Genomic DNA, 10,658 nt, shown 5'->3' with positions numbered 1-10,658 from the left:
CGGCGCCGGGGCGCCCTCGGCCGGCCTCGCCTCGCCCTGCGCGGGCGGCGGCCGCGGCGCGGGCGCGCGCTTCTCGCGCGGCGGCTTGTTCCGCTTCGGTCCGCCGCCGGCGCCGCCGCCCTCGCGCGGCACGTAGATCACGGGCGTCATGAGCTCCGCCGGCGGCCCCTTCTTCTCGGCCTGCACGGTGGGGAGCTGGCCCCGCCAGATCTGCTGCTCGTAGACGTTGTCCGACGAGGTCCAGCGCTTCGAGCCGGACTCCTTGGCCATCAGGTTGAGCCAGGAGTTCACGCGGCTGTCGAGCTCGTCGATGTAGTGGGTGAGCAGCGCCTCGAGCGTCATCGGCGGCTTCGGCGAGCCGTACTCGAGCCGGCCGTGGTGCGCGAGGACCATGTGCACGACGTGGTGCTCGAGGTCGCGCGGCACGCCCACGCGCCGGGCCTTGTCGTGCACCCACTGCGCGGTCATGACGAGGTGGCCCACCAGCCGGCCCTCGTCGGTGTACTCGGCGTTCCGATCGCCCTGGATCTCGCGGATCTTGCCGAGGTCGTGGAAGAACGCGCCGGCGACGAGCATGTCGCGGTCCACCTGCGGGTAGTGGTCGGCGATCCGGTGCGCGAGCTTGAGCGACGAGACGGTGTGCTCGAGCAGGCCGCCCGCGTAGGCGTGGTGGACGGACTTCGCGGCGGGGGCGCGGCGCATGCGGCTCGCGACGTCCTCGTCGTCCACGAACGCCTTCACGAGGCTCTTCAGGTGCGGATCGACGATGACGTCGACGATGCCGACGAGCTCCTTCCAGAGCGCGTCCTCGCCCTCGCTCGGCCCCGGCTTCTCGGGCTTCTTGGGCTCCGGCGGCGGCGCCCACACGAACTCCGCCGCGTCGAGCGCCGTGGCGTCGGCGACCTTGGCCGCCGTCTCGATCTTGAGCTGGGGCTTGCCCTGGAACGCGCCGATGGGGCCCTCGACCTCGACGTAGTCCTTCTCGTCGAAGAGCCCCGAGAGCTCGTCCACGCGCTCGAACGCGCGGGCCTCGAGCTCCCCCGTCTTGTCCTGGAAGGTGACCGACAGGTACGTCTTGCCGCTCTTCGCGGTGGGCACCGCCTTGCGAGCGACGAGGAAGACGCTCTTCAGCCGCTCGCCCTCCTTGACGTCCTTGACCCAGATCTTGTCCATGGTGCGCGCAAGCTAGCTCAGGCCCGCGCCCGAGACAACACGGATTCCGGCCGGTTCCGGGCCTCTTCGCGCGGCGCGCGCGGTCCTGGACTTCCCCCCGGCCGGGTGGCCGGAGGGCGGCGCGCGCGAGGAGGGGAACGCGGCGCGCGCCCCGGTTAAACTGGAGACGCATGCGAATCGATCGCGAGCACGACGCCCTCCTCGCCGTCGACCTGCAGCACGACTTCCTGCCGGGCGGCGCCCTCGCCGTCGAGGACGGCGACGCCATCGTCGCGCCGATCGCGCGGCTCGCGCCGCGCTTCGCGACGGTGGTGGCGACGCAGGACTGGCACCCGCCGGGACACGTCTCGTTCGCGTCGGCCCATCCCGGCGCGAAGCCCTACGAGACGATCGCCCTCGCGCAGGGGCCCCAGGAGCTCTGGCCGGACCACTGCGTGCGCGGCAGCCGCGGCTCGGCCCTCCACCCGGAGTTCCCGGACGTCGCGGCCACGATGATCCTGCGCAAGGGCATCCACCTCACGGTGGACTCCTACAGCGCGTTCCGGGAGAACGTCGGGCCGGACGGGCACCGCCCCACCACCGGCCTCGGCGCGTGGCTCGCCGCGCGCGGCGTGCGGCGCGTGTTCCTGTGCGGCCTCGCGCGAGACTTCTGCGTGCTCTGGTCCGCGGAGGACGCGGCGGCCGAGGGTTTCGAGACCTTCGTGCTCGACGACCTGACGCGCGCGGTCTTCCCGGAGCGCCGGACCGAGATCGACCGCGCGTTCGCCCGGGCGGGCGTCCGCCTGGTGCGCTCCTCGGAGCTCGACACCGCCTAGCTCGGGCGGCCGCGCGAGCGTCCCGTTTGCGCTCCGCGCGGGCACGTCGAACCTTTCCCGTGGGGAGGGCGATGCGCGCGCTCGTCTACGAGGGGCCGTACCGGGTGCGGGTGAGGGACAAGCCCGCGCCTCGGATCGAGCACCCGGATGACGTCATCCTGCGGGTCACCCGCGCCGCGATCTGCGGCTCGGACCTGCACCTCTTCCACGGGATGGTCCCGGACACCCGCGTCGGCACGACGTTCGGGCACGAGTTCACCGGGGTGGTCGAGGAGATCGGGTCGTCGGTCCGCGGCGTGCGCGCAGGCGACCGGCTCGTCGTGCCCTTCAACATCTCGTGCGGCACCTGCTTCTACTGCGAGCGCGGGCTGTACGGCGACTGCGAGTCCTCGAACCCGATGAACGACCTCGCCTCGGGCGTGTTCGGCTACTCGCACACGACCGGCGGCTACGACGGCGGCCAGGCGCAGTACGTCCGGGTGCCGTTCGCGGACGTGGGCCCGATGAAGATCCCCGACGACCTCGACGACGAGGACGTGCTCCTCCTGTCCGACGTGCTGCCCACGGGCTACCAGGCCGCGGAGATGGGCGCGATCCGCCAGGGCGACGTGGTGGCGGTGCTCGGCTGCGGGCCGGTGGGGCTCGTGGCGGCGCGCTCCGCGTGGCTCCTCGGCGCGTCGCGGGTGGTGGCGGTCGACCGGATCGAGGCGCGGCTCGGGTTCGCCGAGCGCTGGGCCGGCGCCGAGACGATCGACCTTCGGCGCGAGCACGATCCCATCGCCGCGCTGAAGGCGCTGAAGGGCGGGCACGGTCCGGACGTGGTCGTCGACGCGGTGGGGATGGAGGCCTCCGGCTCGGCGTGGCAGACGCTCGTCGGGCGCAAGCTGAAGCTCGCGCCCGGATCGTCGATCGCGCTCCACTGGGCGATCCACTCGGTCCGCAAGGGCGGGACCGTCTCGATCGTCGGCGTGTACGGCCCGCCCGCGAACCTCGTCCCGATCGGCGTCGCGATGAACAAGGGCCTCACCTTCCGGATGGCCCAGGCGAACGTGAAGCGCTACATGCCGCACCTGCTCGAGCACGTCCGCGCGGGCCGGCTCGACGGCAAGGGGCTCATCACGCACCGGTTCCCGCTCGAGCGCGCGCCGGAGGCATACGACCTCTTCGACGCGAAGGCGGACGGCTGCGTGAAGTGCGTGCTCGTGCCGAGCGCGTAGAGGGGGAGGAGATGGACGACGCGGGTCGAGTGAACGTCTCCGGCGCGGGCATCGACGGCGCCACGGGCGTGCGTCCGGGCGTGCCGCGCGAGCGGCGCGCACCGGACCCCGGCGCGCACTGGGACAGGCCCGAGCAGCAGCACGACCTGACGCCGCTCGCGCGGTCGGGGCTCCTGCACGCGACGCCGGTGTTCGGCACCGCCGCGCCGCCGCGAGCGCTCTCCGGCGCGGTGCGGCGCCTCGCGTATCGCGTGCCGGAGCACCGCGCGACGCGCTGGGCGCTCCTGCTCGCGGGCGACAGGCTCGACGTGATCGAGCACCGCCTCGCGGCGGGCCTCTGGCTCCTGCCCATCGCGGCGGCGCTCGCAGTCGGCTACGTGGGCGTGTCTCGCGCGCTGAGGCGGTGAGGTGTCGAGGCGGGGACTGCGCCCCCGAACCCGCGGCGGCTCTGGACGTGGAGCCCCATTCGGCGCTGCGCAAGGCGTGCGTCACCTGCTCGGCCGCACGCAAACTCTGGCGGGTACATCGCGGAATCACGCGGGATTCCTGGAGGCACGCCTCGTGAAGAGGGGCGGACCCCATGAGTCGTATCGAGGCGGAGGCGCGCGAGGTCCTGCTGCGTCGCCGCCGCTCACTCAGCCAGGGAACGTCCCACGCCGCAGCGGATCCCGCCGCGCGCTGGACGGACTACGAGGCCATGCCCGATCCGGTCTCGGAGCTGGCCCGGCGGGAGCTCGCCGACATCGACGCGGCGCTCGCGCGGATCCAGGAGGGGAGCTACGGCCGCTGCCTCAACTGCGGCGGCCCGCTGGGCCTGCAGCGCCTCCGCGCGATCCCCGAGGCGCGCTACTGCCTGGCCTGCAGCGGCCACGTGCACCTCCTGGATTGACGCGGCGCTTCAAGCGAAATCGCAGGCCGGTCCGGGCGGTTGTAGAGGTAGTCACTCCCGCCCGCAGGCGTCGTCGTGTAGCGCTCCAGGCGGGGGCCTGCTATTTCACCCGCCCGTGTTGCCCGAGATCGCACAGCGCGAGCCGACGCTCGCTTACTCGCTTGGCGACGCGCTCTACCTGAACCTGACGAGCGCCTGCACCCTCGCGTGCGTCTTCTGTCCGAAGATCCGCGACGACGACTGGACGGTGGGCGGGTTCGACCTCCGCCTCGCCCGCAACCCGAGCGCGGACGAGGTCTGGGAAGCGGCCGTGCACGCCGGGATCGCAGGGCGATCCGAGGTCGTCTTCACCGGCCTCGGCGAGCCGACGCGACGGCTCGCCGTCCTGCTCGAGGTCGCTCGCAGGCTGCGGGCAGCGGGCGTGGAGCGCGTGCGGGTCGACACCGACGGGCTGGCGTCCCTGCGCGAGGGCTACGACGTCGCTCCCGCGCTCGCGGCCGCTGGGATCTCGGCCGTCTCGGTCTCGCTCAACGCGGCGGACCCCGCGACCTACGCACGGATCTGCCCGAGCCGGTACGGCGAGGCGGCGTACGAGTCCGTGAAGGCTTTCATCCGCAGCGCGGTGCGCTGCATCCCGGATGTGGCGGCGAGCGCGGTTGCGCTCCCCGGCCTGTCCGAGGAGGCGTGCCGGAGCGTGGCCGAGTCACTCGGGGCCCGGTTCCGGTGGAGACCCTTCGACCGGCTCGGTCGGGTCGAGGGGGCCGGCTCGCTCCCCCAGGGAAGCGCGTGAGCCAGGCGGGGTTGGTAAGCGGCTTTGTCCCGTAGGATTGGGGACTTGCGTCGAGATCTGGTGGATCTCGCGCGCAGGATCATGCATAACGTGCGGCATCCTGCACGGTTTGCGCTTGGCGTGAGGCAACGGTGAACATTCCGAACACGGCCGGCCGCTCGGGGAAAGAGCGGATCCTCGTCGTCGACGACGAGCAAAACGCGCGCGTCGCGCTCAGGACCATCCTCACCGAGGAGGGTTACGAGATCGCGGAGGCGGCGGATGGCGAGGAGGCGCTCGCGCTGCTGCCGGGGTTCGCCCCCGCGGCGGTCCTCGCGGACGTGCGGATGCCGCGCATGGACGGCATCACGCTCCTCAAGCGGGCGCGCGAGCAGGGCTCCGACGCGGTGTTCGTCATGATGACCGCCTTCGCGAGCGTCGAGGCGGCGGTCGAGGCCATGCGGGCCGGGGCGGAGAACTACCTCGTCAAGCCGCTCGACGTGAACGCCGTCATCGTCGTGCTCGAGAAGGCGCTCGAGAAGCTCCGGCTCCAGCGAGACACGGCGAACCTGCGCGAGCGCGTCCGCGAGCGCTACCGGTTCCACAACATCGTCGGCGACGCCCCGGAGCTGCAGGCCGTCTACGAGGTCGTCAAGCGCGCCGCGCCGACCCGCGCGACCGTCCTCATCCTCGGCGAGTCCGGCACCGGCAAGGAGCTCATCGCGCAGGCGCTCCACGAGGAGTCGCCGCGCTCCGACAAGCCGTTCATCAAGGTGAACTGCGCGGCGCTCTCCGAGACCCTCCTCGAGTCGGAGCTCTTCGGGCACGAGAAGGGCTCCTTCACCGGCGCCATCGGCCGCAAGGAGGGGCGGTTCGAGCTCGCCGACGGCGGGACGCTGTTCCTCGACGAGATCGGCGACATCTCGCCCGCGCTCCAGATCAAGCTCCTGCGGGTCCTGCAGCAGAAGGAGTTCGAGCGCGTCGGCGGCACGCAGACCATCAAGGTGGACGTGCGGCTCGTCGCGGCCACGAACCGCGATCTCGCCGCCGAGGTGAAGGCGGGGAAGTTCCGCGAGGATCTCTACTACCGGCTGAACGTGGTCGCGGTGACGCTGCCCCCGCTGCGCCAGCGCAAGGGCGACATCCCCGCGCTCGTCTCCCACTTCATCGACAAGTACGCGAAGGCCTACGGCAAGGAGATCCGCGGCCTCGCGCCGGGCACGCTGAACGCCCTCCTCTCGCACGACTGGCCCGGCAACGTGCGCGAGCTCGAGAACGTCGTCGAGCGGGCCGTCGTGCTCTGCAAGGCGACCGAGCTCACCGCGGACGACCTGCCGCCGACCTTGCGCGGGCCGCGGCCGCGCGAGCGGTCCCCGGGCGCCCTCATCCCCGGCGCGACGCTCTACGAGATCGAGCGCGAGGCCATCCTCCGCACCCTCGAGATGGTCGGGGGCTCGACCTCGCGCGCGGCCGAGATCCTCGGGATCAGCGTCCGCAAGATCCAGTACCGGCTGAAGGAGTACGCCTCCGGAAACCGCGAGCCCCGCGAGCACGGGGAGCTCGAGGCGGAGAAGGCGGAAGGGGCGGAGTAGGGCAGGCGGCCCGCCCGCCGGGCGCGACCTCAGCGCCCGCGCGGAGCCGCCGCGACTGACGCGGCCATCGTCGCCAGGAACGCCTCCGGCCGGTCCGGCGAGAGGACGTACTGAGCTCCGCCCGCGCGCACCAGCACGAGCCCGGCGCTGCGCGTCGCGTACATCCGGAAGCGACCGAGGGCGCGCGAGCGGAACAGCCCGTAGTGTCCGAACAGCCCGCTCGTGCCGAGGAGCCGGAGCGCACCGCGCAGGGCGTCGGGGGCGAGGGGCTCGGCCGTGCGGACCTCGCGGAGCGGTACGAGTCGCGCCGGCCAGGCGTTCCGCTCGATGCGGAGGAAGCCGCCCCCGATCACGAAGCCGCGGGGCCCGAGCGCCCATGCGCCGACGGGGACGGCAGCGACGAGCGCGGCGAGCGCCACCCGGGGGAGGGACCAGCCCGCGTGCGCGGCGGCGGCGAGCGCCGTCGCCGCGGCGGCGACGATCAGGACGAGCACGAGCGCGGTCGTGATCCGGAGTGAGCGGTCCCAGGGAGCGCGGAAGCGGTGCATGCCGGAGACAGTAGACGACAGTCCACTTCGCGACACCTTCGATGACGCGAATCGCGCCGTTCAGCGCGCCTGCGGCAGCTCGAGGACGAACCGCGCTCCGCCCTCGGGGGACTCCGCGACGGTGATCGTGCCCCCGTGCTGCGTGACGATCGCGTGCACGATGGAGAGCCCGAGCCCCGAGCCCTTCGCCTTGGTGGTGAAGAACGGCTCGAAGATCCGGTCGCGCGACTCGGGCGGGACGCCGGGGCCGTCGTCGTCGATGACGATCGCGACCTGGCCCGGCGCCTCGCCGGTGCCGCTCGCGGCGGGCACCTCCCGGCAGGAGACTCGCACGAGGCCGCCGTCCTTCACCGCCTCGAGCGCGTTCAGCCCGAAGTTCACGAGCACCTGGCGGAGCCGCTCCTCGTCGCCCGCGACCGGCGGCACCGGCTCGAGCTCGCGCTCGAGGCGGATCTCGCGCCGCTCGGCCTGGGCGCCGAGCAGATCCAGGATGCGGTTCAGGAGCGGGGCCACCTCGATCGGCCGCGCCACGAACTCGCGCGGCCGGGCGAACTGGAGGAAGTCCTCGAGGATGTGATCGAGCCGCCTGATCTCGTCGCGCACGAGCGTGAGCGGCTCGAGGAGCGGCCCCTGGGTGTCCTTGTGGAGCTTCTGGATGCGGCGCTCCAGGACGGAGAGCTGCAGGGCCGCGGCGTTCAGCGGGTTGCGGATCTCGTGCGAGAGGCCGGCGGTCATGGTGCCGACCGTGGCGAGCCGCTCGGCCATCTGGGCGCGCCGCGAGAGCTCGCGCTTCTCGCCGTGGAGGCGCACCTGCCGCATCGCCTGCTCGACCGTGACGAGCAGCTCCTGCGTCGCGCACGGCTTCACGAGGTACGCGCAGGCCCCCGCGCGCACCGCCGCGACCGCCGACTCGAGGGTGGCGAAGCCGGTGAGGAGCACCACCTCTCCGTCGGGCGAGAGCTCCTTCAGCTGGGGGGCGAGGGCGGTGCCGTCGCCGTCCGGCAGTCGCAGGTCCACGAGCGCGACGTCGAACCCGTCGCGCGCCGTCGCGAGCGCCTGCCGGCAGGTCCCGGCGCCGCGCGCCGAGTAGCCCGCGCCGTCCAGGATCTCGCAGAGGTTGTCGACCAGCCCCTCGTTGTCGTCGACGACGAGGATGCGCGCCGGCTTGGGGGCGTCCTTCATGGGCGCGCGACCGCCTCGCCGCGGTGGCGGTGGAGCCGCTCCACGGCGGAGAGGAGCTCCGCGGTGTCGAACGGCTTCGTGAAGTACCCCTCGTGCGGGAGCGCCGGGACCTCGGGGATGCCGGTCACGACGATCATCGGCAGCCCGGGGAACTTCTCGCGGAGCCGGCGCATCGCCTCGCCGTCCGTTCCGCCGGGGACGCGGAGGTCGACGAGCGCGCAGAAGGGCTTCACCGGGCCGAGCCGCTCCGTCTCGAGCACCGACGCGGCCGTGACGGCGGCGAACCCGCGGCCGCGCAGCGCCTCGCAGAGGTTGTCCGACATGCGGGGGTCGTCCTCGACGACGGCGACGAGCCCGTCGCGGCGCGCCACCGCGAGCAGGTCGAGGAGCCGACTCACGGCGACCGGCTTGGGCAGCACGGCGAGGAGCCCCTCGCGCCGCGCGGCCTCGATCGCGTCGTCCGCGACGTGGGCGGTGATCACCATCGCGGCGGCCTCCGGGTCCACCCGGCGGATCTCGTGCACGAGCTCCGCGCCGCCCATGAGCGGCATCCGCATGTCGGTGAGGAGCGCGTCGAAGCGGGACCCGTGCGCGAGCTCGAGCGCCTCCTGCCCGTTCTCCGCGATGGCGACCTCGTCGCCCGCGTCCCGCAGGATCTCGGCGAGGTTCTCGGCGAACTCGCGGTTGTCGTCCACGATGAGGTAGCGGCGCATGGAGACCTCGCGCGTCAGGCGGGCAGTCGAACCGTGAAGCGCGCGCCGCCGCCCGGGCGATCGGAGTACTCGACCGTCCCGCCGTGGCGCTCGGCGATCCGCTTCACGAGCGCGAGCCCGAGACCGATGCCCTTGTCCTTGGTGGTGATGAGCGGCTCGAAGAGCCGCCTGCGTGTGGCGGGGTCGACGCCCGGGCCGGTGTCCTCCACCTCGAGCGCGACGCTCCCGTCGGCCGCGCGCGCGCGGACCGCCACGGCGCCCTCGGGCGACGCGGCGAAGACCGCGTTCTCGAGCAGGTTCACGAACACCTGCCGAAGCTGGACCGGATCCCCCTCCACCTCCGGGATCGCGTCGAGCCCGTCGAGGTCGAGGGAGACGCCCGCGGGGCGCTTCACCACCGCCGCCGCGCCGCCCAGCACCTCCGCCAGCGCGACGCGCTCGCGGGCGAGCGGGCGGTTACGGATCATGTCGAGCAGGTTCGTGATGATCCCGTTCGCGACGCCGAGCTGCTCGCCGATGCGGTCGAGGTGCTTCTTCGCGCGCTCGTCGCCCTCGCCGATGCGCGTCCGCAGGATGTACAGCGACGTCTCGATCACGCCGAGCGGGTTGCGCAGGTCGTGGCCGATCGAGCCGACGAGCTGACCGAAGGTGGAGAGCCGCTCGACGCGCGCCTGCTGGGCGAGGAGGTCGTCGCGGTAGGTGTGCAGCATCACCGCGAGCTCGAGGTCCAGGATCTTCCCGAGCGCGGTCCGCACGCGCTGGAGCGCGTCCGGATCGTCGTGGAACGCCTCGTAGGCGATGCGCGCGAGCCCCGTCCGGTGCACGTTCATCGCTCCGAACATGTAGTGCTGCGGCAGCCCGATGCGGACGTGCACCCGGCCGATCCGGTAGCGCTGCTCCCAGTACGCCTCGTCCCACGGCCCCGCGAGGAGCCGATCGAGCCAGGCGACCATCGTCACCTTCAGATGACCGACCTGGCTCTCGCCGCCCGCGAGCGCGGCGCGCGCCCCCTCGTGCTTGAGGATGCGGTCGTAGAACTCCTCGGCCAGGAGCTGGAACTGCGGCGCGGCGAACCCGTGCAGCGTCCGGAGCGCCTGCTCGTCGGTCTCCCCCCAGCGGACGTACCGCTTCAGCTCGTCGAAGACCGTCTCGGGCACACCGCTCATCTAGCGGCGCGCCCCCCTCCGGTCAACGGGCGAACGGCCCGGCGCTGCCGCACCCGGAGCCCTCCCTCGCGCGGGCCCGGCGGCGGCGCGTCCGGTGCCGCGCGCGCTGCCGTCTAATGCACCACCAGGACGGGCTTCGGGCTGATGTGTATGAGCCGGTCGGAGACGCTGCCGAGGAACATGCGCGCCACCGCGCCGTGGCCGCGGCTCCCGACGACGATCATGCCGACGTCGGCCGCCGCGCCCTCCTCGGCGATCGCCTCGGCGGGCGCGCCGTACAGCACGGAGGTGCTGACCTCGATGGCGGGCTCCTCGATGGCCTCCACGGCCCGCTCGAGCAGGCGGTCCGCGTAGGCGCGGTGCTCCCGCTCCACCTCGGCGATGGTGAGGCCGTACACGTCCGGCGGAAGCAGCAGCTTCGGGACGACGTGGACGAGCGAGAGCTTGGCGCCGAAGCGCAGCGCGATGTCGGCGGCCATGCGGGCCGCCTTGAGCGATGAGTCGGAGCCGTCGACGGCGACCAGGATGCGCTTCATGGTGTTCTCCCCCCTGCGTGACGCTCCAACCATTCAAGGGGGATGCCTTCGCGTCACG

At 72.9% G+C, this 10,658-nt stretch carries 12 protein-coding genes; 6 read left to right on the top strand and 6 right to left on the bottom strand.

Annotation, left to right across the window (positions count from 1 at the left end):
• On the bottom strand, positions 1 to 1,173 hold a 1,173-nt coding region (locus tag MNZ29_RS04870), incomplete at its 3' end, for a 3'-5' exoribonuclease YhaM family protein (protein WP_242353204.1).
• A gap of 170 nt (positions 1,174 to 1,343) precedes the next feature.
• On the opposite strand from MNZ29_RS04870, the gene MNZ29_RS04865 reads away from it, so the two are divergent.
• The 6 genes from MNZ29_RS04865 (at position 1,344) to MNZ29_RS04840 (ending at position 6,455) form a co-directional block, all read left to right on the top strand.
• Positions 1,344 to 1,988, top strand: coding sequence for a nicotinamidase (locus tag MNZ29_RS04865; protein WP_242339258.1), 645 nt, complete (start codon positions 1,344 to 1,346; stop codon positions 1,986 to 1,988).
• Between the two features lie 71 nt (positions 1,989 to 2,059).
• On the top strand, positions 2,060 to 3,205 hold the full coding sequence (locus MNZ29_RS04860) for a zinc-dependent alcohol dehydrogenase (RefSeq protein ID WP_242339260.1): 1,146 nt from the start codon (positions 2,060 to 2,062) through the stop codon (positions 3,203 to 3,205).
• An 11-nt stretch (positions 3,206 to 3,216) separates the two neighbouring features.
• Positions 3,217 to 3,612, top strand: a complete 396-nt coding sequence (locus MNZ29_RS04855; RefSeq protein WP_242339262.1) for a hypothetical protein — start codon at positions 3,217 to 3,219, stop codon at positions 3,610 to 3,612.
• Between the two features lie 173 nt (positions 3,613 to 3,785).
• A complete protein-coding gene (locus MNZ29_RS04850) occupies positions 3,786 to 4,094 on the top strand; it encodes a TraR/DksA C4-type zinc finger protein (RefSeq protein WP_242339264.1) in 309 nt (102 codons plus the stop codon).
• 118 nt (positions 4,095 to 4,212) lie between these two features.
• Complete coding sequence (locus MNZ29_RS04845) at positions 4,213 to 4,884, top strand: TatD family nuclease-associated radical SAM protein (protein WP_242353202.1); 672 nt, start codon at positions 4,213 to 4,215, stop codon at positions 4,882 to 4,884.
• 137 nt (positions 4,885 to 5,021) lie between these two features.
• Positions 5,022 to 6,455 carry a sigma-54 dependent transcriptional regulator gene (locus MNZ29_RS04840; protein WP_242353233.1) on the top strand — a complete coding sequence of 478 codons (1,434 nt, stop codon included), beginning with the start codon at positions 5,022 to 5,024 and terminating at the stop codon, positions 6,453 to 6,455.
• A gap of 29 nt (positions 6,456 to 6,484) precedes the next feature.
• Here MNZ29_RS04840 and MNZ29_RS04835 read toward each other — a convergent pair whose 3' ends face one another.
• From MNZ29_RS04835 to MNZ29_RS04815, 5 genes are all read right to left on the bottom strand, one after another.
• Positions 6,485 to 7,003: a PH domain-containing protein gene (locus tag MNZ29_RS04835; protein ID WP_242339268.1), complete on the bottom strand. Its 519-nt coding sequence runs from the start codon at positions 7,001 to 7,003 to the stop codon at positions 6,485 to 6,487.
• Between the two features lie 60 nt (positions 7,004 to 7,063).
• Complete coding sequence (locus tag MNZ29_RS04830; protein WP_242339270.1) at positions 7,064 to 8,185, bottom strand: ATP-binding protein; 1,122 nt, start codon at positions 8,183 to 8,185, stop codon at positions 7,064 to 7,066.
• A complete protein-coding gene (locus tag MNZ29_RS04825) occupies positions 8,182 to 8,898 on the bottom strand; it encodes a response regulator (RefSeq protein WP_242353200.1) in 717 nt (238 codons plus the stop codon). Before MNZ29_RS04825 ends, MNZ29_RS04830 begins: the two co-directional genes overlap by 4 nt.
• 14 nt (positions 8,899 to 8,912) lie before the next feature.
• On the bottom strand, positions 8,913 to 10,064 hold the full coding sequence (locus MNZ29_RS04820; protein WP_242353190.1) for a sensor histidine kinase: 1,152 nt from the start codon (positions 10,062 to 10,064) through the stop codon (positions 8,913 to 8,915).
• 113 nt (positions 10,065 to 10,177) lie between these two features.
• Positions 10,178 to 10,600 carry a universal stress protein gene (locus MNZ29_RS04815; protein ID WP_242339276.1) on the bottom strand — a complete coding sequence of 141 codons (423 nt, stop codon included), beginning with the start codon at positions 10,598 to 10,600 and terminating at the stop codon, positions 10,178 to 10,180.
• Positions 10,601 to 10,658 lie beyond the last annotated feature (58 nt).

It is taken from the genome of Anaeromyxobacter sp. SG64, assembly GCF_022690745.1.
GTDB lineage: Bacteria > Myxococcota > Myxococcia > Myxococcales > Anaeromyxobacteraceae > Anaeromyxobacter > Anaeromyxobacter soli.
Note: the sequence above shows the minus strand (reverse complement) of the source record. Positions and strands in the feature narration are given on the sequence as shown.

Excerpts from the sequence above, each read along its gene's own strand:
- MNZ29_RS04865 (WP_242339258.1), top strand. The coding sequence starts at position 1,344 with ATGCGAATCGATCGCGAGCACGACGCCCTCCTCGCCGTCGACCTGCAG.
- MNZ29_RS04860 (WP_242339260.1), top strand. The coding sequence starts at position 2,060 with ATGCGCGCGCTCGTCTACGAGGGGCCGTACCGGGTGCGGGTGAGGGAC.
- MNZ29_RS04855 (WP_242339262.1), top strand. The coding sequence starts at position 3,217 with ATGGACGACGCGGGTCGAGTGAACGTCTCCGGCGCGGGCATCGACGGC.
- MNZ29_RS04850 (WP_242339264.1), top strand. The coding sequence starts at position 3,786 with ATGAGTCGTATCGAGGCGGAGGCGCGCGAGGTCCTGCTGCGTCGCCGC.
- MNZ29_RS04835 (WP_242339268.1), bottom strand. The coding sequence starts at position 7,003 with ATGCACCGCTTCCGCGCTCCCTGGGACCGCTCACTCCGGATCACGACC.
- MNZ29_RS04830 (WP_242339270.1), bottom strand. The coding sequence starts at position 8,185 with ATGAAGGACGCCCCCAAGCCGGCGCGCATCCTCGTCGTCGACGACAAC.
- MNZ29_RS04825 (WP_242353200.1), bottom strand. The coding sequence starts at position 8,898 with ATGCGCCGCTACCTCATCGTGGACGACAACCGCGAGTTCGCCGAGAAC.
- MNZ29_RS04820 (WP_242353190.1), bottom strand. The coding sequence starts at position 10,064 with ATGAGCGGTGTGCCCGAGACGGTCTTCGACGAGCTGAAGCGGTACGTC.
- MNZ29_RS04815 (WP_242339276.1), bottom strand. The coding sequence starts at position 10,600 with ATGAAGCGCATCCTGGTCGCCGTCGACGGCTCCGACTCATCGCTCAAG.